This window comes from Streptomyces sp. NPDC002643, assembly GCF_053592555.1.
In genome coordinates this window covers 338549-361628 of record NZ_JBSFVY010000002.1, presented here as the reverse complement: position 1 = coordinate 361628, position 23080 = coordinate 338549, and the positions used below count along the sequence as shown (strand labels likewise).

At 69.5% G+C, this 23080-nt stretch carries 19 protein-coding genes, 1 tRNA gene and 1 pseudogene; 13 read left to right on the top strand and 8 right to left on the bottom strand.

The window, feature by feature from the left end; genetic code table 11:
• Nucleotides 1–476: 476 nt before the first annotated feature.
• Nucleotides 477–1658 (bottom strand): annotated as a pseudogene (locus tag ACWD4G_RS04295) (beta-N-acetylhexosaminidase); the annotation flags it as partial.
• 219 nt (nt 1659–1877) lie between these two features.
• On the opposite strand from ACWD4G_RS04295, the gene ACWD4G_RS04290 reads away from it, so the two are divergent.
• The gene (locus tag ACWD4G_RS04290) at nt 1878–2768 is read left to right on the top strand and encodes a DUF4429 domain-containing protein (RefSeq protein WP_451290649.1); all 891 of its coding nucleotides are present in this window, start codon (nt 1878–1880) and stop codon (nt 2766–2768) included.
• 128 nt (nt 2769–2896) lie between these two features.
• Here ACWD4G_RS04290 and ACWD4G_RS04285 read toward each other — a convergent pair whose 3' ends face one another.
• Complete coding sequence (locus tag ACWD4G_RS04285; protein WP_451290769.1) at nt 2897–4480, bottom strand: purple acid phosphatase family protein; 1584 nt, start codon at nt 4478–4480, stop codon at nt 2897–2899.
• A 186-nt stretch (nt 4481–4666) separates the two neighbouring features.
• Here ACWD4G_RS04285 and ACWD4G_RS04280 point away from each other — a divergent pair, with 186 nt between their 5' ends.
• From ACWD4G_RS04280 to ACWD4G_RS04270, 3 genes are all read left to right on the top strand, one after another.
• Nucleotides 4667–4924: a hypothetical protein gene (locus tag ACWD4G_RS04280; protein ID WP_451290648.1), complete on the top strand. Its 258-nt coding sequence runs from the start codon at nt 4667–4669 to the stop codon at nt 4922–4924.
• Between the two features lie 111 nt (nt 4925–5035).
• Nucleotides 5036–6853: a glutamine--fructose-6-phosphate transaminase (isomerizing) gene (gene glmS / locus ACWD4G_RS04275; protein WP_451290647.1), complete on the top strand. Its 1818-nt coding sequence runs from the start codon at nt 5036–5038 to the stop codon at nt 6851–6853.
• Nucleotides 6854–6943: 90 nt separating this feature from the next.
• The gene (locus tag ACWD4G_RS04270; protein WP_451290646.1) at nt 6944–7492 is read left to right on the top strand and encodes an AAA family ATPase; all 549 of its coding nucleotides are present in this window, start codon (nt 6944–6946) and stop codon (nt 7490–7492) included.
• Nucleotides 7493–7558: 66 nt separating this feature from the next.
• Here ACWD4G_RS04270 and ACWD4G_RS04265 read toward each other — a convergent pair whose 3' ends face one another.
• Nucleotides 7559–8122 carry a GPR1/FUN34/YaaH family transporter gene (locus ACWD4G_RS04265; RefSeq protein ID WP_451290645.1) on the bottom strand — a complete coding sequence of 188 codons (564 nt, stop codon included), beginning with the start codon at nt 8120–8122 and terminating at the stop codon, nt 7559–7561.
• Nucleotides 8123–8337: 215 nt separating this feature from the next.
• On the bottom strand, nt 8338–8868 hold the full coding sequence (locus tag ACWD4G_RS04260) for a universal stress protein (protein ID WP_451290644.1): 531 nt from the start codon (nt 8866–8868) through the stop codon (nt 8338–8340).
• Between the two features lie 519 nt (nt 8869–9387).
• Here ACWD4G_RS04260 and ACWD4G_RS04255 point away from each other — a divergent pair.
• The 4 genes from ACWD4G_RS04255 (at nt 9388) to ACWD4G_RS04240 (ending at nt 12233) form a co-directional block, all read left to right on the top strand.
• Complete coding sequence (locus ACWD4G_RS04255) at nt 9388–9741, top strand: hypothetical protein (protein ID WP_451290768.1); 354 nt, start codon at nt 9388–9390, stop codon at nt 9739–9741.
• 378 nt (nt 9742–10119) lie between these two features.
• Nucleotides 10120–11349 carry a helix-turn-helix domain-containing protein gene (locus ACWD4G_RS04250; RefSeq protein WP_451290643.1) on the top strand — a complete coding sequence of 410 codons (1230 nt, stop codon included), beginning with the start codon at nt 10120–10122 and terminating at the stop codon, nt 11347–11349.
• Nucleotides 11350–11442: 93 nt separating this feature from the next.
• A complete protein-coding gene (gene orn, locus ACWD4G_RS04245) occupies nt 11443–12045 on the top strand; it encodes an oligoribonuclease (protein WP_451290642.1) in 603 nt (200 codons plus the stop codon).
• A gap of 115 nt (nt 12046–12160) precedes the next feature.
• Nucleotides 12161–12233: transfer RNA gene (locus ACWD4G_RS04240), tRNA-His, on the top strand.
• Nucleotides 12234–12313: 80 nt separating this feature from the next.
• Here the strand turns inward: ACWD4G_RS04240 and ACWD4G_RS04235 are convergent.
• The 4 genes from ACWD4G_RS04235 to ACWD4G_RS04220 are packed head-to-tail and all read right to left on the bottom strand — an operon-like array spanning nt 12314 to nt 14933.
• A complete protein-coding gene (locus ACWD4G_RS04235; RefSeq protein WP_451290641.1) occupies nt 12314–13189 on the bottom strand; it encodes a serine/threonine protein kinase in 876 nt (291 codons plus the stop codon).
• Nucleotides 13182–13589, bottom strand: coding sequence for a PIN domain-containing protein (locus tag ACWD4G_RS04230; RefSeq protein ID WP_451290640.1), 408 nt, complete (start codon nt 13587–13589; stop codon nt 13182–13184). Before ACWD4G_RS04230 ends, ACWD4G_RS04235 begins: the two co-directional genes overlap by 8 nt.
• The gene (locus tag ACWD4G_RS04225; RefSeq protein ID WP_451290767.1) at nt 13586–13819 is read right to left on the bottom strand and encodes a type II toxin-antitoxin system VapB family antitoxin; all 234 of its coding nucleotides are present in this window, start codon (nt 13817–13819) and stop codon (nt 13586–13588) included. The genes ACWD4G_RS04230 and ACWD4G_RS04225 overlap by 4 nt, the downstream gene beginning before the upstream one ends.
• Nucleotides 13820–13877: 58 nt before the next feature.
• Nucleotides 13878–14933, bottom strand: a complete 1056-nt coding sequence (locus ACWD4G_RS04220; protein WP_451290766.1) for a LacI family DNA-binding transcriptional regulator — start codon at nt 14931–14933, stop codon at nt 13878–13880.
• A gap of 429 nt (nt 14934–15362) precedes the next feature.
• Here ACWD4G_RS04220 and ACWD4G_RS04215 point away from each other — a divergent pair, with 429 nt between their 5' ends.
• The 5 genes from ACWD4G_RS04215 (at nt 15363) to ACWD4G_RS04195 (ending at nt 23079) form a co-directional block, all read left to right on the top strand.
• Entirely contained in the window at nt 15363–16724 is a 1362-nt protein-coding gene (locus tag ACWD4G_RS04215; RefSeq protein WP_451290639.1) for an ABC transporter substrate-binding protein, read from the top strand.
• 239 nt (nt 16725–16963) lie between these two features.
• Nucleotides 16964–17974, top strand: coding sequence for a carbohydrate ABC transporter permease (locus tag ACWD4G_RS04210; RefSeq protein ID WP_451290638.1), 1011 nt, complete (start codon nt 16964–16966; stop codon nt 17972–17974).
• Nucleotides 17975–17984: 10 nt separating this feature from the next.
• Nucleotides 17985–18905 carry a carbohydrate ABC transporter permease gene (locus ACWD4G_RS04205; RefSeq protein ID WP_451290637.1) on the top strand — a complete coding sequence of 307 codons (921 nt, stop codon included), beginning with the start codon at nt 17985–17987 and terminating at the stop codon, nt 18903–18905.
• 122 nt (nt 18906–19027) lie between these two features.
• Nucleotides 19028–20461 carry a GH1 family beta-glucosidase gene (locus ACWD4G_RS04200; RefSeq protein ID WP_451290636.1) on the top strand — a complete coding sequence of 478 codons (1434 nt, stop codon included), beginning with the start codon at nt 19028–19030 and terminating at the stop codon, nt 20459–20461.
• Between the two features lie 173 nt (nt 20462–20634).
• A complete protein-coding gene (locus ACWD4G_RS04195) occupies nt 20635–23079 on the top strand; it encodes a SpoIIE family protein phosphatase (protein ID WP_451290635.1) in 2445 nt (814 codons plus the stop codon).
• The last annotated feature ends 1 nt before the right edge of the window (nt 23080 follow it).

The following is a 23080-nucleotide window of genomic DNA, read 5'->3' as shown; positions in this document are numbered from 1 at the left end:
CGGTCCTCCGAGGTGCCCGTCGTATTTTGCCGGTTGATTGTTCGCTGCGGGCGGGTGGGCGCGAGCAACCACACACCACCCGCACCCGACCCGCCAACACGCTGACGGGCAGCCCCGGAGTACGGTGCTCCGGGAGTGCCCGTCTTCCTTTGCTCGGCCGTGTCCGGCCCTGCGACATGTCGTACTTCATGTCGAGTTGCAGCTCTCTCCCGCACGTGGTGGGAGACTCTCCCCTGGATCGCTCCGGGGAGTTGGACGGCACTCAGGTCCGCCTGACGACTGCTCTGCCAGCAACCGGGAGAAGTCCGAAACCTCTCCAGTGATGCCCGCTAACTTGGTTGTCGCCAACGGGCTTACGCACACCCTAGGCACCCATCTGCGGCGCCCGTACCGTCGTTCCCAATAAGAAGCCCACTTCTCACCCGTACGAGTGAGGCTCTCTCGCACACTCAGGCCCGGATGATGACCGGCAGCCACCCGGCACCCTTCCGCGCGGCGGCGGCCACCCGCTCCTTCTCCTCCGCGCTCGTACTGTCCAGCCCCCAGTACTGCGCGAGAGCGCCCCGCGCCGGGGTCGCCCCGGTCAGCTGGTGCCAGCCGATCACGGTCTTCCCGCACCGCTCGACGACCGACCGCACCCGGTCCATGAACGTGACGTAGTCCTCATGGCTGGTGGAGTGCGCCTCGTCACCCCCGATATGGAGATGGCGGCCGGGTGTCAACGCGGCCACCTCCCGCACCACATCGTCCACGAAGTCATACGTCACCTCCTTGTCGACGCAGAGCGAACTGAAGCCGACCTCGGTGCCGGTGTAGAGCGGCGGCGCGACTCCGTCGCAGTTCAGCTCGGCGTAGGAGGCGAGGGCCGCGTTGGTGTGGCCCGGCATGTCGATCTCGGGGACCACCTCCAGATGGCGGGAGGCGGCGTACCGGACGATCTCCTCGTAGTCGGCCTTGGTGTAGTGGCCGCCGGGGCCGCCACCGACCTGTGTGGAGCCGCCGTACGTGGCCAGCCTGGGCCAGGAGTCGATGGCGATACGCCAGCCCTGGTCGTCGGAGAGGTGGAGGTGGAGCTTGTTGAACTTGTAGAGCGCCAACTGGTCGACGTACCGCTTGACTTGGTCGACGGTGAAGAAGTGCCGGGAGACATCCAGCATCGCGCCGCGCCAGGCGTAGCGCGGGGTGTCCTCGATGGTGCCGCCGGCGACGAGCCACGGGCCCGGCTGCACGGAGTCCTTCTCGACCGACGCGGGCAGCAACTGCCGTAGCGTCTGTACGCCGTGGAAGAGCCCGGCGGTCGTGCGGGCGGTGATCGTGACACCGGACCGCCCGCTGTCCAGCCGATAGCCCTCCTGTCCGAGACCCGCCTCCCCGGGCGCCGACCTGAGCCGGATTCCGGCCGCATCGGACGCACCGGCCGCTCGACGGTCCGTCACGGGCAGCCGGTAGCCCGTCGAGGGCCGCAGGAGTTCGGCCAGATACTCCCCGACACCGCGGACGCCGGGAGCGTCGTCCACCTGGATACGGGTGGCGTCCGTGATCCGGTACGGGGCTCCGGCGGGCCGGACGGAGGCGGGCGCGGGAATGATCCGGGCGAGCGGGGTCACGTCGAAGTCATCGCTCTCGGACACGGTCTCGGACACGGGTACGGCTCCCATGGTGAACAGCCCGGCCGCCACGAGCAGCAGCGATCCGAACAAGCGGGTCGATCTGTGATGCGATTGGTGATGCGATCTGTGATGCGATCTCCGGTACGGCCTGTGGTGCGGTGTCAACGGCGTCCCCTTCCACCAACCGAACGGACCCCACCACCATCCACCCAACCCACCCCTCAGGTCTAGACCATTATTGCGAAGACCCGGTGGAACAATCCCTCCATGGCGGAAATCCTCCAGCGGGACGGCACATGGACCTTCGACGGTGACACCCTGCGGCTGACCCCCGGCCGCGACAAGAGCGTGAGTCTGCTGCGCAAGACCCTCGGTGAACTCGCCGTCCCGCTAGGGGCGTTGGCGGGGATCTCCTTCGAGCAGGGCAAGAAGTCGGGGCGGCTGCGACTGCGGCTGCGCGACGGCTCCGACCCCCTCCTCCAGGCCACCGGCGGCCGGCTCACCGACGGCAACGACCCGTACCAGCTCAGCGTCGACTCCGACCGGTACGGGGTCGCCGAGTACTTCGTGGACGAGATCCGCAACGCGCTGCTGCTCGACGAGGTGCCGCCCGACGCGGTGGACGCCTATCTGCTGCCGGGCCCGCCCGTCCCCCTCACGTTCTCCGCCGGGGACGGCAGCGCGAGCTTCGACGGGGAGCACGTACGGCTGGAGTGGAACTGGAAGACGGAGGACTCCAAGGCCGCCGCCGGCACCCGGCAGCTCGCCCTGCGGGACATCGAGGCCGTGGAGTGGCACCCGTCGGTCGGCCTGGAGAACGGCTACCTCCGCTTCACCGTCCGCAACGCCCCGACCAAGGCCCCGCCCAAGTACGACGCCAACTCGGTGGAACTGTGGGGCTTCAAGAAGGACCCCCTGATGGCCCTGGTCGCGGCGGCCGTCCAGGCCCGTCTCCCCCACCCGTCGACGACCGTCGACGACGTGCCGCCACCAGGCCCCGACCCCGCCGTCCCCCGGCTCGCGCCCGCCGCCCCTCGCGAGGACGACCACGACGCCCTGCTGCGCCGACTGCGCGAGCTGGGAGACCTGTACACCTCGGGTGTACTCACCGACGAGGAGTTCACCCTGGCCAAACAGGCGGTCCTCAAGCGGCTGTAGAACGACCAACGACGGTGGAACGGCCAACGGCTGTGGAACGGCCAACGGCTGTGGAACGGCCAACGGCTGTGGAACGGCCAACGGCTGTGGAACGAAACCGCCTGCGCACCCGAAACCCCTCCGGTGCCCTACTTCGCCCGGCGGGCCACCGTGAAGCGGTCGACCTCGTCGCCCGTCTCGGCGATGCCGCGCACGGTGAGGGTGGCGAGACGCCCCTTCGGCGCGGGCCTCACATCCACACGGAGGAAGGAGTAGTCGAGGTAGCGCACCCGCGACCAGGCGACCGTCTCGTCGGCCTTCCCGTCCTTGGTGTTGACGAAGGAGGCCACGGACTCGACCTCGTTCTCATGACCCTCGTACGACTGCGGCGCGCTGAACGCGTACAGACTGCGGCCCGCCGCGCCGGCCGTGACATACACCACACCCTCGCTCTCGGGGTACGCGGTGCCACCGATCGGCAGCTTCTTGGTGACCTTGTCGCCCTTGATGACGTCGGTGCGCTCGTACTGGTGGTTGTGCCCGTTGATCACCAGGTCGACGGTGTACTTCTCGAACAACGGCACCCACTCCTGGCGCACACCGCCTTCCGAGGCGTGCGCGGTGGAGGTGCAGTAGGCGCAGTGGTGGAAGAAGACGACGACGAAGTCGATGTCCTTCGCGGCCCGGAACTTCCTGAGCCGGGCCTCCAGCCATGTGGTCTGGGTGCCGCCGGAGATCCCGAGGTTCGCCGGGATCTCGTACGAGATGTCGTTGGCGTCGAGCGAGATCACCGCCGTGTTGCCGTAGACGAACGAATAGACACCCGGCAGGTTCTTCCTGTCGGGGCCGTTGTCGGGGAGGGTCCAGCGGGCCTCCTCGCCGCCGTAGCCGTTCGGCGAGTACCAGGCCTCCATGTCGTGGTTGCCGTACGCCGGCATCCACGGGACGGACTTGGCGACGGACTCGGTCTGCGCGAGGAACTGGTCCCACACCCGTGAGTCGAACCCGGTGTCGGAGGTCTTCCCCTGCCCGGCCGGGTCGCCGTACGCGATGTCACCGGCGTGGAGGTGGAAGGCCGGGTTCTGCCCGAGGAGGAGGCTGTTGTTGGCGAGGGCGTGATAGCTGACACCCTCGTCGCCGAACGCGGTGAAGGTGAACGGCGTGCTGTGGGCGGGGGCGGTGGTGAAGGTGCCCAGGGTGCCGAGGAGGTGCGGCTCGGCGGGGTCGAAGCCCTGGTGGCCGACGCCGTAGTAGTAGGTGCGACCGGGCTTGAGGTGGGTGAGCCGGGCGTGCACGTAGTACTGGGTGTGGTTTCCGCTGGCGCCGACACCGGCCGGGGTGAAGAGGGTGCGTACCTCGGCGTCGATCTTGCGGGAGAGGTCCTGCGGGTGGGCGCCGACCCGGATGAAGGGCTTCTTCACGGCGACGGGCACCTGCCAGGAGACGGTGATCTCCGTGCGCGGGTCGTTGCCGTAGGCGAGGTGACGGCCGAAGGGGGCGACGAAGGAGCCGTCGATGTGCTCGGTGCGCGTGGCGGCTTGGGTGGGTGCGGAGGAGGCGCGGGCGGCGGTGGCCGCCTGGGCCGCGGGGCCGGTGACGAGAACGCCACCGGTGACGGCGCCGAGCGTGACGGCGCCACCTCTGATCATCGTGCGCCGCGAGAAACGCGCGCGCAGGTACTCGTGCTGCTCGGCCATGCTCATCAGGTCGGCGAGCCGCTCGGGTACGCCCATGCGAGGTAGGTCCATGGCGTCCGAAACTCGTCGCCCGAGGCGACGGACTGCGGTCCGTCGGATGGACAGCTCCCGAACAGGCGCTCATAACACGTTCAACGTTCCCCCAAGGGTCTTTAACAGGGAGCTGCCCGAAATCGGGCAGGATTCTTGCGAAACCTACGCCGGTACCCCAGGATCTACCGGGTGCACGACGAACTTGTAGATCATCTGACGCGGTCCACACCCCTCAGCCGGGGCGAGGCGCTGCGGGTGATCCAGGACGTGCTCGCCTACTTCGACGAGACGACGGAGGACTACGTCCGTCGCCGCCACCGCGAACTCCAGGCCCAGGGCCTGGTGAACGCGGAGATCTTCGAACGGATCGGGGCGGACCTGAAATACCGCGCGGTCGCACCACCGGAGCTGACACTCAGACAGCTGCGCCGCATGGTCTACGGCTGAACCGGCCGCCGGACCACACCACGACCGTCGCACCAGACAGACCCCAGACAGATCTCAGACAAGATCTCAGACAGACCGAAGACAGACAAAACGGGAACGGGACACCTATACATGTGCGGAATTGTCGGCTATATCGGCAAGCGTGATGTCGCCCCCCTCCTCCTGGAGGGCCTGCAGCGGCTGGAGTACCGGGGCTATGACTCCGCGGGCATCGTCGTCACCTCCCCCAAGGCCCCCGGTCTGAAGATGGTCAAGGCCAAGGGCCGGGTCCGCGACCTGGAGGCCAAGGTCCCCGCACGCTTCAAGGGCACCACCGGCATCGCCCACACCCGCTGGGCCACGCACGGCGCCCCGTCCGACGTCAACGCCCACCCGCACATGGACGCCGACAACAAGGTCGCCGTCGTCCACAACGGCATCATCGACAACGCCTCCGAGCTGCGCCGCAAGCTGGAGGCGGACGGCGTCGTCTTCCTCTCCGAGACGGACACCGAGGTCATCACCCACCTGATCGCCCGTTCCCAGGCGACCACCCTGGAGGAGAAGGTCCGCCAGGCGGTCCGCATCCTGGAGGGCACGTACGGCATCGCCGTGATGCACGCCGACTTCAACGACCGGATCGTCGTCGCCCGCAACGGCTCCCCGGTCGTCCTCGGCATCGGCGAGAAGGAGATGTTCGTCGCCTCGGACATCGCCGCGCTGGTCGCCCACACCCGCCAGATCGTCACCCTCGACGACGGCGAGATGGCCACCCTCAAGGTCGACGACTTCCGCACCTACACCACCGAGGGCACGCGTACGACGGCCGAGCCGACCACCGTCGAGTGGGAGGCCGCCTCGTACGACATGGGCGGCCACGACACCTACATGCACAAGGAGATCCACGAGCAGGCCGACGCCGTGGACCGTGTGCTGCGCGGCCGGATCGACGACCGCTTCTCCACCGTGCACCTCGGCGGCCTCAACCTGGACGCCCGTGAGGCCCGCCAGATCCGCCGGGTGAAGATCCTCGGCTGCGGCACCTCGTACCACGCGGGCATGATCGGCGCCCAGATGATCGAGGAGCTGGCCCGTATCCCCGCGGACGCCGAGCCGGCCTCGGAGTTCCGCTACCGCAACGCGGTCGTCGACCCCGACACCCTCTACGTCGCCGTCTCCCAGTCCGGTGAGACCTACGACGTGCTGGCCGCCGTGCAGGAGCTGAAGCGCAAGGGCGCGCGGGTCCTCGGCGTGGTGAACGTCGTCGGCTCGGCGATCGCCCGGGAGGCGGACGGCGGCGTCTACGTCCACGCGGGCCCGGAGGTCTGCGTGGTCTCCACCAAGTGCTTCACCAACACCACGGTCGCTTTCGCCCTGTTGGCGCTCCACCTGGGCCGCACCCGTGACCTCTCCGTCCGCGACGGCAAGCGCATCATCGAGGGCCTGCGCAAACTGCCCGCCCAGATCTCCGAGATGCTGGAGCAGGAGGACGAGATCAAGAAGCTGGCCCAGGAGTTCGCCGAGGCCCGCTCGATGCTGTTCATCGGCCGGGTCCGCGGCTACCCGGTGGCCCGCGAGGCGTCCCTGAAGCTCAAGGAGGTCTCGTACATCCACGCCGAGGCGTACCCGGCGTCGGAGCTGAAGCACGGCCCGCTGGCCCTGATCGAGCCGGCGCTCCCCACGGTCGCGATCGTCCCCGACGACGACCTCCTGGAGAAGAACCGCGCCGCCCTGGAGGAGATCAAGGCCCGCAGCGGCAAGATCCTCGCCGTCGCCCACCAGCACCAGGAGAAGGCCGACCAGACGATCGTCGTCCCCAAGAACGAGGACGAGCTGGACCCGATCCTCATGGGCATCCCGCTCCAACTCCTCGCCTACCACACGGCGTTGGCCCTCGGCCGCGACATCGACAAGCCCCGCAACCTGGCGAAGTCGGTGACGGTGGAGTAACCACCCCCGAAGTCCCCGGCCTTGCGGGATGCTGATCCAACACGCCGGGCCCGATCAGCGGGCCCGGCAACGGGGTTGGGGAGGATCGCGTTGATCATCTGGGTGAACGGTGCGTTCGGCAGCGGAAAGAGCACGCTGGTGGACGAGTTGCGTCCGCGCTGGCCCGAAGCGCTGGTCTATGACCCGGAGATGGTCGGCTATGTATTGCGGGAGATCGTGGAGGTGCCGACCGGCGACTTCCAGGATCTCCGGCTGTGGCGGCGGCAGGTCGCCGCACTGGCGGTGGGCCTGGTCGAGGAGTACCGCCGCCCGCTCCTGGTCCCCATGACCCTGATCGACCCGGGGTACGTCGATGAGATCTTCGGCGCGCTGAAGGACGCGGGCGTCGATGTCCACCACTTCTTCCTCAAGGTCTCCCGAGAGGTCCTGGAGAAGCGGATCGACGGCCGGAGCTTCACCCCGGACAATCCCGAGCAGGACGAACGGGTCCGGCGCTGGTGCAAGGACAGGATCGAGCCGTGCATGGCCGCGGTCGACACCCTGCCCGGCGACACGGTGTTCCTGGACGGGGAGTTGCCCCCACGGGAGTTGGCCGACCAGGTGCTGGCCCGGGTCGGAAGAACGGACCCCCACGTGTAGCCACCTCGCACAGGGGGTCCGTTCCAGTGCGCCGGGGGTGCCCGATGTCCCGGCGTCGGCTGCCGATCAGCCGGTGGCCGTCACTCCCCGGCCGGCAGCCCGCTTCGGAAGTACCGTCGGCCAGTGGGCCAGTGCGGCGGTCGCCGCGTACCAGGCCACGAGGCCGCCCACGGCCGCGAACCAGCCGGCCGCCTTCGCCATCCCCTCGCTGTCGCCGAACGCGGCTATGGCGAGCAGCAGCAGGGCGACGAACAGCAGGGCGTATGTCGCCCGGGCGAGGGTCACCGACGTGCCCAGCGCGAGGCTGAGGGCCACGAGGGCGAACAGAAGCATGAAGAGCCCGCCCGCGTTGGCCGAGGCCGATCCGTCGGCGGTCACGCCCCAGGTGAACCAGAGGGCGCCGAGCGCGGCGTACGCCGTACCCGTGAGGCCGTCGCGGTCGCGGAAGGCGAGCAGCCCGGCGGCGAAGAGGGCGATGCCGCCGACGTAGGTGGCGAGTGAGGCGGCGTCGGTGTCCGTCAGTCCGTCGATCACCCGTGTGTGACCGAGACCGAACGCCAACAGGGTGAGTCCGAGCGCGAGTTGGCCAAAGGTCGAGGTGGTGCTTCCCGCGGAGACGTCATTGTCCACGGCGGGCTCCCTTCATGCGTTCATGCGTGCGCGGTTGTGCCGCGCGTGCGGTGCGTGCGGTGCGTTTTCCGGCCATGTTGTGGGGCCGGCGACCGGTATATGCCCTTCACAAGGACACAAACACCTCTACGCGTCGGTAGGTTCACGCATTCACGGAAGGGAGTTGCTGGCGAGCCGGATTCACCCCGGCTCATCCCACCTGGGCCGTAGGGGAGTTACGGGATGACGATCACCGGGCGCTGGGCGCGCTTGGCGAGGCGGCCGGCGACCGAGCCGAAGATCCGGCCGACGAGGCCATGGGTGGAGCCCACGACGATGGCGTCGGCCTCGTACTCCCTGCCCACCTCTTCGAGTTCATGGCAGATGTCCCCGCCGCGCTCGACGAGAATCCACGGCACTTCGGCGAGATAGTCCGCGCAGGCGAGCTCAAGGCCGAGGACCTCGGTCCGATGATCGGGGACGTCGACGAAGACGGGGGGCTCGCAACCGGCCCACACGGTCGTGGGCAGCCGGTTGGCCACATGCACGATGATCAGGCCGGAGCCGGAGCGGCGGGCCATGCCGATGGCGTACGCGAGGGCCCGTTCGCTGGACGTGGAACCGTCGAAACCCACGACGACGCCGTGTTTGAAGGCGGGATCGCAGGTGGGGCGTGCCTCTGGTGCCGCGAGGGGGTCGGCCGCCGTGGGATCGGCGACGGGCCGCCGCTTGCGGTCCGAGGAGTCGAAGAATTCGTGACCGGCCATGGGTGTCTCGGCGTTTGGGTCCTCGTGGGTTGGGACGACGTGGATGGGACGTCAGGGTGCGGCGGAGCTGTGTCCGGGAATCATCTTCCCAACCCCATACCCTCAAGGGTACGGCCGCACGCCTCCTCCGCCCAGATCCCGCACCGGCTGCACGGGGGTTCCAGGGAGCATGCACGACCCCCCGCCCGTAACGCAATGGTTGCTGCCATGTACAGCGGATTCCACAGGAAACGGTTGTACGAGTAACCGGCGCCCGTCACAGGCCGGATCACGGACGGCAACCCATCGGGCCCGCGCCAGTGACCGACGGCTCGAACAGGCGTTGAACCCCCGTAAGTCGTCCCCGAGGGAGCCAGAAGGGAGCAAGCCGTGCCGGTCCCCCGCACCGCGCCCCAGTCCCCGCCCGAGACAGCCGGGACCGGTGAGGCCGCCGGTCCACCGGACCCCCTCGGCCCCGGCTCGACGTCCGCGGCCCCCGCGCGGGCCCGCTCCCACGACTCCCCCGAGAGCGCCACGGACGTGGTCCGCTGGGCGGCCTTCAGCTGTGTCCTCGTCCCGGTCGTCCTCGTCTGGTACGGCACCTCACTGGCCGGGGCGACCGGCGCGGCCCTGGGCCTGGCGGCCGTCACCGCCGTCTGCCGCATCCTCCTGCGCCAGTCCGAACGCGGGGCCGCGCGCACCCCCCGGACAGGCTCCGCCCGCACCCCGCGCACCGGCTCCGCCCACACCCCGCAGGCCGGTTCCCCCCGGACCCGGCACGGCGACTCCGCCCGGACCGCGCGCACCGGCTCCCCTCGTCCCAGACACGGACGATCCGCTTCCGGGGCGCGCGGGGGCGGTCGAAAGGCCGGTCCGAGTACGCCGGTCGACTGACCGGTTTCCGCGCACACTCCCGTATCTTTTCAGCCAACTTCGGCCACCTGCACATCCCTTGGTCGAACACCCCTCCACCCCCCGTTCGACCTGCGCTGAAAGGGGTCCAGGGGCGCCGCGCACCCTACGTGGACCAGCCACTGGGACGAGGCGCACTTCCCTGCGCGCCACGAGAGTGCAACGCTTCGTGATCGAATGCTTCACGCCAAGTTGCCATGTCGACAATGTGCCGGATGGCGAACTGGTCACGCCGGCACCACGGGACACAGTAGATTCGATCATGACTGTCTTACGGCGGGGGACTCGTGCAGGACCAAGGGGAAACGTGCAGGAGCGACACAACCGAGGAGCCGCGACCACCGAGGGGGGCTTAGCAGTATGAGCCACGACTCCACCGCCGCGCCGGACGGAGCGGCCCGGAAACTCTCCGGGCGACGCCGCAAGGAGATCGTCGCGGTGCTGCTGTTCAGCGGCGGCCCCATCTTCGAGAGTTCCATACCGCTGTCGGTGTTCGGGATCGATCGCCAGGACGCCGGCGTACCGCGCTACCGCCTGCTGGTGTGCGCGGGCGAGGAAGGCCCGCTGCGGACCACGGGGGGCCTGGAACTCACCGCGCCGAACGGCCTTGAGGCGATCTCGCGGGCGGGCACGGTGGTCGTGCCCGCATGGCGTTCGATCACCTCACCGCCGCCGGAGGAGGCGCTCGACGCACTGCGCCGAGCGCACGAAGAGGGCGCCCGCATCGTGGGGCTGTGCACCGGCGCGTTCGTGCTGGCCGCCGCCGGACTGCTGGACGGCAGGCCCGCGACCACGCACTGGATGTACGCGCCGACGCTGGCCAAGCGCTATCCGTCCGTCCACGTCGATCCACGAGAGCTCTTCGTGGACGACGGCGACGTACTGACATCGGCCGGCACCGCGGCCGGAATCGATCTCTGTCTGCACATCGTGCGGACGGATCACGGGAACGAGGCGGCAGGGGCCCTGGCCCGCCGTCTGGTGGTCCCACCGCGTCGATCGGGCGGCCAGGAGCGCTACCTCGATCGATCTTTACCAGAGGAGATCGGCGCCGACCCGCTCGCCGAGGTCGTCGCCTGGGCGCTGGAGCACCTCCACGAGCAGTTCGACGTGGAGACGCTCGCGGCACGGGCGTACATGAGCCGTCGTACGTTCGACCGCCGGTTCCGCTCGCTCACCGGGAGCGCTCCCCTGCAGTGGCTGATCACCCAGCGGGTGCTGCAGGCGCAGCGTCTCCTGGAGACATCGGACTACTCGGTGGACGAGGTCGCGGGACGCTGCGGCTTCCGTTCGCCGGTGGCGCTGCGCGGGCACTTCCGCCGCCAGCTCGGCTCGTCCCCGGCGGCGTACCGGGCCGCGTACCGGGCCCGGCGTCCGCAGGGCGACAAGCCCGGCGACCACGACGGCCCGGTCGGTCCGGTCGGCCACGCCGGACCGACCCCGGTGGCGCCGGAGCACGCCCCGGTGCCGCTCCAGGCCCGTCGTACGGCCGCCGCGAGCGCGCTGGCGCCCTCGGCGTCCCTGTCGACGGAGGGCGCCAAGCCGGAGCTGTACGCCGGCCGGCTGCCGGGGCAGCGCAGCGCGCCGTAGCACATCCGTAGTGGCCGTGCGGCCCGGTCCCGCCCTGATCACCCAGGTGCAGGACCGGGCCGTACGGCTGTCACGGGCCGTAAGGTGAGACACATGAACGATCGCATGGTGTGGATCGACTGCGAGATGACCGGCCTCTCGCTGTCCGACGACGCGCTCATCGAGGTGGCCGCCCTCGTCACCGACTCCGAGCTGAACGTACTCGGCGAGGGTGTCGACATCGTCATCCGCCCGCCGGACTCGGCGCTGGAGACCATGCCGGAGGTGGTGCGCCGGATGCACACCGCGTCCGGTCTGCTGGACGTCCTCGCGGGCGGTACGACGCTCGCGGACGCCGAGGAGCAGGTGCTGACGTACGTACGCGAACACGTCAAGGAGCCGGGCAAGGCGCCCCTGTGCGGCAACTCCGTCGGCACCGACCGGGGCTTCCTCGTCCGGGACATGCCGACGCTGGAGGACTACCTCCACTACCGCATCGTGGACGTCTCGTCGGTCAAGGAGCTGGCCCGCCGCTGGTATCCGAGGGCGTACTTCAACAGCCCCGAGAAGAACGGCAACCACCGGGCGCTCGCCGACATCCGCGAATCCATCGCGGAACTCCGCTACTACCGCGAGGCGATCTTCGTCCCGCAGCCCGGCCCCGACTCGGACACGGCCCGCGCGATCGCCGCGAAGCACGTCCTACCTGCGCGATAGCCCGCCCCACGGGCGCGGTGGTGCGCCGGCAAAAGGCGTGCGCGAGCACCCCTTCAGACCCTGTACACTTTTTCTCGGCCGGTCGGTGAAACCTTCGGATGAACCGCCGGTCATGGTGGGTGTAGCTCAGCTGGTAGAGCACCTGGTTGTGGTCCAGGATGTCGCGGGTTCGAGTCCCGTCACTCACCCTTGATGCATCAGCCGGTGGCCCGGTTACTTACCGGGCCACCGGCTGATGTCATGTCGGGTCCCCTGCGAGTGCCACGCGCTACGGCGCCGATGTCCCGGCCTCCACGGCGTGCCGCCAGGCGTCCGCGAACTCCCTTACGCTCGCGAAGCGTTCAGGCGGTCCGGGGTGGGTGGCCCGTGCCAGGACGGCCAGTTGGGCCGGTGTGCCGCGCCAGGCGCGCTCCTCGTCGCCCGCGTCCAGCAGCAGCCGAGCGGCCCGGCCCAGTGCGTACACGGTCGTCCGGATGTCGATGACGGCGCCGCGGCGGAACTCCTCCGGGGCCATGAACCGCCGTGAGCCCGGGAGGCGTTCGGTGCGCAGGGTGAAGGGGCCGGGGCGGTACTCGTCCAGGTCGACCAGGTGCAGTTCGTGAGCCGTGAAGTCGTACAGCATGGCCCCGTCGTAGAGGTCCACGGCGACGTGGCCGGCGGCCTCGACGGCGAGGTGGGCTTCGAGGACGCGGGCGAAGGCCGCCTCGACGCGAGGCAGGGGGAGGGCGCGGAAGCGGGACATGGGGCTTTTGGCGGCCGTGCGATCCCCGGTGCCGCGCTCCCCCGGGTGGTACAGCACCTCCCCGTCCCGCCAGGGCATGACCACGGCCAGGCTGCCGCCGTTGTGCCGTACCTCGATCCGGTGCGTCTGCGGCACGATCACCGGATGCCGTACGGCCCGGTGAAACGCCCAGCCCCGCTCCATGGCCTCCCGCCCCGCCCCGGTGACGGCGGTCTTCACAAACCACCGCTCCCCGCTGCCCGGCAACCGCACCCCGTACGACAGACATCCCGAGTCCTGCTTGCCGAACACCCGGAACACCTCACCGACCACGTCGAGGTACGCCCGCACCGAGCGCCCCTCGATCCGGTCCACCGACAGCAACGAGTGCTCGCCGGTGCTTCCGCTCCCGCCCTCAGCCACGCGCGTCCCGCTGGTCCACTTCCTTCAGCACGGCGGCCACCGCGGCGAAGTCGTTGTCCACATGGAGGACGGTGTGGTCGTGGTGGAGGGCTGTGGCGCAGACCAGGAGGTCGATGGCGCCCGCAGCACGATGCTGCCCGTGCTGGGTGAGCTTGTACTGTGCCGTTTCGACCCAGCGCCACGCGCCCTTCGGAACTGGCGACAGATGGCACAGGGCGTCCAACTCCTCCTCCATCTCGTCGCGGTGAGCAGGGCCGGTGGCGGAGTACAGGAACTCGGTACGTGTGGGCTCGCAGATATGGAAAGCTCCTGCGGCAATGTGGACTTCCCAGGCCCGCAGCACCCCGGGGGTGCGGAAGAAATGCCACAAAGCCGATGCGTCCAGGAGGTACGTGATCACTCGAAGGCCGCCCGGCGCGCACGCTTGGCTGCCTCATGGGCCGCCGCAGCGGCGTCGAACTCACCACGCGCGCCTCGGGCAGCCAGCTTCTCCGCGGCCTCTAGCCGCTTGACGCGGGCCACGTAGTCCCGCAGGGCCGTGTTCACGGTGTCCTTCTTCGTCGTGGCCCCCATCAGGCGCATCGCCTCAGCGAGCGCCTCGTCATCAAGATCAATCTGGGTTACGGTCACCGCGACCACCTCCATGATGGGCTTGTACAAATAAAGCGCACATCGCCAACATCACCCGTCAGGAAGAATCCCTGGCCACCAGTTCCGTGGGCAGCACCACCTGGCGTCGTTCCAGGCCTCGGGACGCCGCTGGGCGGCGGTCCGCGATCTCGTCGAGGAGCAGGTCGATCATCGCTCGGCCCATTTCCTCGATCGGCTGGCGGACGCTGGTCAGGGGTGGGTCCATATGGCGGGCGATGGCCGAGTCGTCGTAGCCGACCAGCGCGACGTCGTCCGGTATGCGGCGGCCCGCCTCGCGGAGGACCTGGCGGGCGCCCGCCGCCATGACGTCCGACTCGGCGAAGACCGCGTCCAGGTCCGGGCAGCGGTCCAACAGCTCCCGCATCGCCCGCCGGCCGCCCTCCTCCGTGAAGTCGCCGGGGACGATCAGACTCTCGTCGACCTCGCGGCCCGCGTCCTCCAGCGCCTCGCGGTAGCCCTCTATCCGCCGCTGGGCGCCGTACACATCCAGACGGCCGGTGATCGTGGCGATACGGGCGCGGCCCCGGGCGATCAGGTGTTCCACCGCCGAGCGGCCGCCGCCGTAGTTGTCCGAGTCCACCGACGGCAGCGTCTCCCGCTCCGAGCGCGGACCGCTGATCACCGCCGGGATTTCCAGCTGCGCCAGCAAATCGGGCAACGGGTCGTGTGCGTGGACCGACACCAGGAGTACGCCGTCCACGCGGTGGGCCGCCAGGTACTGGGCCAGGCGCTGCCGCTCCCGGTCGCTGCCCGCGAAGATCAGCAGCAGCTGCATCTCCGTGTCCGACAGCTGCGCGCCCACGCCCTTCAGCATGTCCGAGAAGTACGGCTCCGCGAAGAAGCGCGTCTCCGGCTCGGGGACGACCATCGCGATCGCGTCGGTGCGGTTCGCCGCGAGCGCCCGCGCCGCCGTGTTCGGGACATAACCGAGCTCAGCGACCGCCGCCTCCACTGCCGCGCGGGTCGCGTCGCTGACCCTCGGTGAGCCGTTGATCACCCGGGACACCGTGCCCCGGCCGACCCCGGCCCGTGCGGCGACCTCCTCCAGCGTCGGCCGCCGGCCGCTCCGGCCCCGTGCTCCGTGGCCTGCCACCATGGTCGCCTCCCGTTCACACCGCGCTGGCGTGGAATCTAACAGTCCTGATCCTCGTACGACGCCCGAGAACTTCACCGAGAGGTTCACCAAGAGCTCGTTTGAGATCTTCTCCCGCCACCGGGCGGCGGGCCGGGCAGGCGAGTACGGCAGCAAACCGGTGGCCGCCACACCGCTCCGGCCCACCCCCACGGCCCCGCCCCACCCCGTAGTTAACAGCCCGATAACCGAAGCCAGATCTCGTCGTCCGGTCCCTTGACACCCCCGCATGAACCGACGACTCTTCAACACATCACTTGTGGGAGCGCTCCCACAGTACCTGGCACTTACACATCCCGCACGTTCCCCGCCCGAGCCGCAGCTTGAACTAACGGGCCCAACAACGCAGTTGGCCGGGGGGTCGGCACGTCAGGGCATCAGGAGGACGCAATGCGAGCACGTACCCTCCCCCACTCCCGATCTCGGTCGGACGGGGGCACCCGTATCGCCCGCAGGACGCGAAAGACGGTGGTCATCGCGGCCGTCGCCGCGTTGGGCGCCGGGCTGCTGGCCGGCTGTGCCGACGACGGCAAGGACGAGGAGGGCTCGTCGACGAGCGAGGGCGGCGGCAAGACCAAGATCACCCTGGGGCTCTTCGGCAGCTTCGGCTTCGAGGAGGCCGGGCTCTACGACGAGTACGAGAAGCTGAACCCGGACATCGACATCCAGCAGACCGTGACCGAGCGGAACGAGAACTACTACCCCGCGCTCGTCAACCACCTCACGACCAGCAGCGGTCTGCAGGACATCCAGGGCATCGAGGTCGGCAACATCGCCGAGGTCGTCGAGAAGTACGGCGACAAGTTCGTCGACCTGTCGAAGTACGGCAAGGAGAGCGACTACCTGCCCTGGAAGTGGGAGCAGGGGTCCACGGAGGCCGGAGCGACGGTGGGGCTCGGCACCGACGTCGGGCCGATGGCCATCTGCTACCGGAAGGACCTGTTCGAGGCCGCCGGGCTGCCGACCGATCGCGAGGAGGTCGGGAAGCTGTGGGCCGGTGACTGGAGCAAGCTCGTCGACGTCGGCAAGGACTACAAGGCGAAGGCGCCCGAGGGCACCACCTTCATGGACTCCCCCGGTGGTCTGCTCAACGCCATCATGGGCAGTGAGAAGGAGCGGTTCTACAGCGCCTCCGGCGAGGTCATCTACAAGACGAACCCGGCGATCAAGAACGCGTTCGACCTGACCGCCGAGGCCGCCGAGGCCGGGCTCATCGGCAACCAGACGCAGTTCCAGCCCGCCTGGGACACGACCATCGCCAACAGCAAGTTCGCCGCGATGGCCTGCCCGCCGTGGATGCTCGGCTACATCGAGAGCAAGTCCAAGCCGGAGGCCGCCGGCAAGTGGGACGTGGCCGCGCCGCCGAAGGCCGCCAACTGGGGCGGCTCCTTCCTCAGCGTGCCGAAGTCGGGCAAGAACGCCGAGGAGGCCGCGAAGCTCGCCGCCTGGCTGACCGCACCCGAGCAGCAGGCGAAGCTCTTCTCCAAGCGCGGCAGCTTCCCGAGCGCGCAGGCCGCCTACGATCTGCCGCTGGTGAAGGACGCCAAGAACAAGATGACCGGTGACGCCCCGATCGGCCAGATCTACGCGCCGCTGGCCGCGGAACTCCCGGTCCAGGTGGTCGGCCCGAAGGACCAGATCATCCAGCAGGGTCTGACGGACAACGGGGTCATCTTGGTGACGCAGGGCAAGTCTCCTGAGGAGGCTTGGACCAACGCCACCAAGACCATCGACAACAACCTGGAGCAATGACCCCTCCCCCAGCCGGAGCAGAGGGATTCCTGGCTCACGCCGCTCGGCCGCTCAGCAAGCGATCGAGTCCTACGCGATCAACACCAGCCGGGTTGGAACCAGCCCGGTCTACAACAACACCAAGGATCTAGCCGCATGCTTGGTTCTCGCAACGCATCAAGCACCGTTCACCCGATCGTGTGGACGGCACCCCGTCTCCGCTCTCCAGGCCGTCGACTCGGAGATATCAGGTGACCGGAATGGCATCCAGGCACGACACCGCCGCCGCGCCCCCCGTGAAGGAGGGGGGCGCGGCCCCGGCCGGTCCGCCCGCCGAGTCTCCCCAGACGCTTCGGAAACGGGCCCGGCTGTCCCGGCGCTGGCAGCGTGACGTGCGCTGGAGCCCGTACGCGTTCGTCTCCCCGTTCTTCCTCCTCTTCGTGGCGTTCGGTCTGTTCCCGCTGATCTACACGGCGTGGGCCTCGCTGCACACGGTGGAGCTGACCGCGCCGACGGACATGGAGTGGGCGGGGCTGCGCAACTACACGCGGATCTTCGACGACGAGTTCTACTGGAACGCCGCGAAGAACACCTTCACCATCGGGATCATCTCGACCGTCCCGCAGCTGATGATGGCGCTGGGCATCGCCCATCTCCTCAACTACAAGCTGCGCGCCTCGTCGTTCTTCCGGGTCGTGATGCTCGCGCCGTACGCCACGTCGATCGCCGCGGCGACGCTCGTCTTCGTGCTGCTGTTCGGCCGCGACTACGGGATGATCAACTGGTTCCTCGGTCTGATCGGTGTCGACGGCATCGACTGGCAGAACGACAAGTGGTACGCGCAGATCGCCGTGTCCTCGATCGTCATCTGGCGCTGGACCGGCTACAACGCGCTGATCTATCTGGCCGCGATGCAGGCGATCCCGCAGGACCTGTACGAGTCGGCGGCCCTCGACGGCGCCAGCCGCTGGAAGCAGTTCCTGCATGTCACGCTGCCGTCGCTGCGCCCGACGATCCTGTTCACCTGTGTGGTGTCGACCATCGGTGCCTCGCAACTCTTCGCCGAGCCCCTGATGTTCGACACCAACAAGGGTGCCTCCGGCGGTCCCCAGCACCAGTTCCAGACGCTCGGCCTGTACATGTACGAGCAGGGGTGGGTGAACCACCACCTGGGCCGTGCCTCCGCCATCGCCTGGACGATGTTCCTGATCCTCATCGTGATCGGGATCGTCAACTACGTCATCTCGCGCCGGCTGCGCGCCAGTGGTTAGGAGACCGGCCGTGACGACGACAATCAACAAAGCCCCGGTCGATGCCGTGCCGCCGGAGCCGCCCAAGGACGGGCGACGCAGGTTCGGCTCCAAGGCGGCGCGGGCGGGCGGCCAGCACCACGCCGGGCCCCTCGCGTACGCCATCCTGATCATCTTCGCCCTGGTGTCGATCTTCCCGTTGTTCTGGACGGCGGTCGCCGCCTCCCGGGACAACGCGCGGCTGGCGGAGACACCGCCGCCGTTCTGGTTCGGCGCCAACCTCTTCGACAAGATCGAAGTGGCCTGGAAGGACGCCAATCTGGGCGAGGCGTTCCTCAACACGACGATCGTGGCGGGCATTTCGTCCCTGACGATCGTGTTCCTGTCCACGATCGCCGGTTTCGCCTTCGCGAAGCTGCGCTTCAGGGGCCGTAACGCCCTGATGCTGATCGTGATCGGCACGATGATGGTGCCGCCGCAGCTCCAGGTGATCCCGCTGTACATGCTGGTCGCCGAGCTGGACTGGACGGATCAGCTGCAGGCGGTGATCCTGCCGTCGCTGGTCAGCGCGTTCGGTGTGTTCTTCATGCGGCAGTATCTGCTCCAGGCGCTGCCGGACGAGATCATCGAGGCGGCGCGGGTGGACGGCGCGAGCAGTTGGCGGGTCGTCTGGCATGTGGTCTTCCCGGCCGCGCGTCCGGCCATGGCCGTGCTCGGCATGCTGATGTTCGTCCAGACCTGGAACGACTTCCTGTGGCCGTTCCTCGTCCTGACCCAGTTGGGCAACCCGACCGTCCAGGTCGCGGTCGCCGGCCTCGGCCGCGGTTACACCCCCGACCAGGCCCTGATCATGGCGGGCGCCCTGCTGAGCACCCTCCCGCTGCTGCTGGTCTTCGCGGTCTTCGGCAAGCAGATCGTGGGGGGCATCATGCAGGGGGCGGTGAAGGGCTGAGGCCCACCGCGGTTCGTTCTCGGGGGCCGGGTCACCGCCGCCCCGGCCCCTCTTCCTCCCGCTGTTCTCTTTCCCCCCACCCACCTCCGTCGGTCTACCCGACCACCAATGGGAGCGCTTCCATGCCTGAGCCCACCACGCCGGTGACCTTTCCTCCCGCCTTCCTCTGGGGCGCGGCCACCTCCGCCTACCAGATCGAGGGCGCGGTGCGGGAGGACGGCCGTACGCCCTCCATCTGGGACACCTTCAGCCATACGCCGGGGAAGACCGCCGGTGGCGAGACCGGTGACATCGCTGTCGACCACTACCACCGCTACCGCGACGACGTGGCGATGATGGCCGACCTGGGCCTCACCTCGTACCGCTTCTCGATCTCCTGGTCGCGCGTCCAGCCGACGGGCCGGGGTCCGGCGATCCAGCGGGGTCTGGACTTCTACCGGCGTCTGGTGGACGAGCTGCTGGAGAAGGGCATCAAGCCGGCCGTGACCCTCTACCACTGGGATCTGCCGCAGGAGTTGGAGGACGCGGGCGGCTGGCCCGAGCGGGACATCGTGCACCGTTTCGCCGAGTACGCGCGGATCGTGGGCGAGGCGCTGGGCGACCGGGTCGAGCAGTGGATCACGCTGAACGAGCCGTGGTGCACGGCGTTCCTGGGCTACGGCTCCGGGGTGCACGCGCCGGGCCGAACCGACCCGGTGGCGTCGCTGCGCGCGGCGCACCATCTGAACGTGGCGCACGGGCTGGGGGTGGCGGCGCTGAGGTCGGTGATGCCGGCGCGCAACAGTGTGGCCGTGAGCCTGAACTCGTCGGTCGTACGGCCGATTTCGGACTCCCCGGCGGATCTGGCGGCGGCTCGGAAGATCGACGACCTCGCGAACGGTGTCTTCCACGGGCCGATGCTGCACGGGGCGTATCCGGAGTCGCTGTTCGCGGCGACGGCGTCGCTGACGGACTGGTCGTTCGTCCAGGACGGCGATGTGGCGACGGCGAACCAGCCGTTGGACGCGCTGGGGTTGAACTACTACACGCCGACGCTGGTGGGCGCGGCGGACGCCGACCTGAAGGGCCCGCGCGCGGACGGTCACGGCGCGAGCGAGCACTCCCCGTGGCCGGGCGCGGACGACGTGCTGTTCCACCAGACGCCGGGCGACCGTACGGAGATGGGGTGGACGATCGACCCGACGGGCCTGCACGAGCTGATCATGCGGTACGCGCGGGAGACCCCCGGGCTGCCGATGTACATCACCGAGAACGGGGCGGCGTACGACGACAAGATGGACGCCGACGGCCGCGTCCACGACCCGGAGCGGATCGCGTATCTGCACGGCCATCTGCGGGCGGTGCGGCGGGCGATCGCCGAGGGGGCGGATGTCCGCGGGTACTACCTCTGGTCGTTGATGGACAACTTCGAGTGGGCGTACGGGTACGGGAAGCGGTTCGGGGCGGTGTACGTGGACTACGGGACGCTGGCTCGTACGCCGAAGTCGAGTGCGTACTGGTACGCGCAGGCGGCGAAGACGGGGGCGCTTCCGCCGCTGGTGACGAACTCGGCGTGACCGGGGGTTCGGGTAGGTCCGGGTAGGTCCGCGGGCCCGGGGCACGGTGCGGCTGAGAGAGCGCCGTGCCCTTTCCGTGCCCGTTCGCGCCCCACGTAGGCACATGTCATGAAATAACTCGATTGCGTCATACTTGACAGGGCGGCCACGTCTCCGAGGACGGGATGAGGCACATGGGGAAGACGCGGACCGATGATGGTGCCCGTCGATGGTTGCCCTCGACGGGCGCCATCGACGAGGCGGCGACGGCCAGGGTGACACTCGACGAGCAGGGCACCGTGACGGGCTGGAGCACGGGAGCCGAGCGGCTGCTCGGCTACGGCGCGACGGAGATCGTCGGCCGCGCCGGCGCCGTCCTGCTCTCCGACGGAGTCGACATGGACCTGCCCTCCCTCGCGGCGCGGTCGCGCTGGAACGGCCGGGTGGCGCTGCGGCACCGGGACGGCCGGCGGCTGGAGGTGGCGGTCCTCGCCCACCACCGGACGACCGGCGACGGGCAGGGCGACTGGCTGGTGGTCTCCGCCCTCACCGGAACGGACCCGGACCACCTGGACGACCGTCTGACCAGGTGGGCCTTCGCCCAGACTCCGTGCTGCACGATGGCGCTCTACGACACCGGTCTGCGGCTGCGGCGCGCGAACGCGGACATGGAACGGGCGTCTGCTCTCAGCGAGGACGAGATGCGCGGGCTGCGGGTGAGCGAGATCGTCCCGCACGCGGACGCGGAGAAGACCGAGCGGGCCATGACCCGGGTGCTGGAGACCGACGAACCGCAGTACATCGAGAACTTCCTGAGGGTCGAGGGGGAGAGCCGGGAGCACGCCTGGTCGTGCTACCTCGCCCCTCTCAAGGACCGGGACGACCGGACGCGCGGTGTCATCCTCTCCGCGCACGACATCACGGAGCAGCACTGGGCCCGCCGGCGGCTCCAGCTGATCACCGAGGCCAGCGCCCGCATCGGGACCACCCTGGACGTGGCCCGGACCGCGCGGGAACTGGCGGACGTGGCCGTCCCCGCCATCGCCGACTTCGTCACCGTCGACCTGCTCGCCTCCCTCGACAGCGGTCCCGAACCGACGCCCGGCGGCCGCCTCGGGGCCGCGGACGGCGCCATGGAACTGCGGCGCGTGGCCCACCAGTCCGTGTACGCGGACGTTCCCGAGTCCGTGATCGGCCTGGGCGAGACGGATGTCTACCCGGCGGACTCGCCCCCGGTGGAGTGCCTGAACTCGGGCAGGGGCGCGCTGTTCGCGGTGGCCGATCCCGGGTTCGCGCCCTGGGCGGCCCGGGACCGCGCCCGCGCGGAGCAGATCGGGACGTTCGGGATTCACTCCGTGATGATGGTGCCGCTGCGGGCCCGGGGCACCATCCTGGGTGTGGCCGTCTTCATCCGCCACCAGCGCCCCGAGGCGTTCGAGCGGGACGATCTGCTGCTGGCCGAGGAGATCACCGCCCGGGCGGCCGTCTGCGTCGACAACGCCCGGCGCTACACCCGTGAGCGCTCCACCGCCGTCACCCTCCAGCGCAGCCTGCTGCCGCAGCGGCTGCCCCGCCAGGCGGCCGTGGACGTCGCCTCCCGCTATCTGCCCGCCGGGGGCACGGCCGGCGTGGGCGGCGACTGGTTCGACGTGATCCCGTTGTCGGGCGCCAGGGTCGCGCTGGTCGTCGGCGACGTGGTCGGCCACGGCCTGCACGCCTCGGCGACGATGGGCCGGCTGCGCACCGCCGTCCGTACCCTCGCCGATGTCGATCTGCCGCCCGACGAACTCCTCACCCACCTCGACGACCTGGTCTCCCACCTCAACGCCGACGACAGCGAGGACGACGCCCCGCACGACGACGGAGACCTCGGCGCGACCTGCCTGTACGCCGTGTACGACCCGATCGCGGGCCGCTGCACCCTGGCCACCGCCGGGCACCCGGCACCCGCCCTGGTGAGCCCCGACGGAACGGTCACCCTCCTGGAGGCGCCCGCCGGGCCGCCCCTGGGCCTCGGTGGGCTGCCGTTCGAGGCCGTCGAGGTCGACGTACCGGAGGGCAGTCTGCTCGCCCTCTACACCAACGGGCTGATCACGGCCCGCGACCCCGACCTCGACCTCGGCCTCGATCTGCTGTGCCATGCCCTCGCGCAGCCCGCCGCCTCCCTGGACGGTGTGTGCGACCTGGTGCTGGGCGCGATGCTGTCCGATCGGCCCATGGACGACATCGCCCTGCTCGTCGCCCGTACCCGCACGCTCGACGCCGACCATGTGACCGCCTGGGACGTGCCCGCCGATCCGGCCATGGTCGCCGACGCCCGCAAGCTGGCCGCCGACCGGCTCGCGGAGTGGGGGCTGGACGACGCCACGTACATCACCGAGCTGGTGGTGAGCGAACTGGTCACCAACGCCATCCGGCACGCCGAGCCGCCGATCCAGCTGCGGCTGATCAACGACCGCACGCTCATCTGCGAGGTGTCCGACGCCAGCAGCACCGCCCCGCACCTGCGTCGGGCCCGCACCTTCGACGAGGGCGGCCGGGGCCTGATGCTGGTCGCACAGATGACCCAGGCGTGGGGCACCCGCCACACGGCCCTCGGCAAGACCATCTGGGCGGAGCAGGCCCTGCCCGGGCGGTGAG

Excerpts from the sequence above, each read along its gene's own strand:
- ACWD4G_RS04290 (WP_451290649.1), top strand. The coding sequence starts at position 1,878 with ATGGCGGAAATCCTCCAGCGGGACGGCACATGGACCTTCGACGGTGAC.
- orn (WP_451290642.1), top strand. The coding sequence starts at position 11,443 with ATGAACGATCGCATGGTGTGGATCGACTGCGAGATGACCGGCCTCTCG.
- ACWD4G_RS04260 (WP_451290644.1), bottom strand. The coding sequence starts at position 8,868 with ATGGCCGGTCACGAATTCTTCGACTCCTCGGACCGCAAGCGGCGGCCC.
- ACWD4G_RS04250 (WP_451290643.1), top strand. The coding sequence starts at position 10,120 with ATGAGCCACGACTCCACCGCCGCGCCGGACGGAGCGGCCCGGAAACTC.
- ACWD4G_RS04195 (WP_451290635.1), top strand. The coding sequence starts at position 20,635 with ATGGGGAAGACGCGGACCGATGATGGTGCCCGTCGATGGTTGCCCTCG.
- ACWD4G_RS04215 (WP_451290639.1), top strand. The coding sequence starts at position 15,363 with ATGCGAGCACGTACCCTCCCCCACTCCCGATCTCGGTCGGACGGGGGC.
- ACWD4G_RS04200 (WP_451290636.1), top strand. The coding sequence starts at position 19,028 with ATGCCTGAGCCCACCACGCCGGTGACCTTTCCTCCCGCCTTCCTCTGG.
- ACWD4G_RS04285 (WP_451290769.1), bottom strand. The coding sequence starts at position 4,480 with ATGGGCGTACCCGAGCGGCTCGCCGACCTGATGAGCATGGCCGAGCAG.
- glmS (WP_451290647.1), top strand. The coding sequence starts at position 5,036 with ATGTGCGGAATTGTCGGCTATATCGGCAAGCGTGATGTCGCCCCCCTC.
- ACWD4G_RS04210 (WP_451290638.1), top strand. The coding sequence starts at position 16,964 with ATGGCATCCAGGCACGACACCGCCGCCGCGCCCCCCGTGAAGGAGGGG.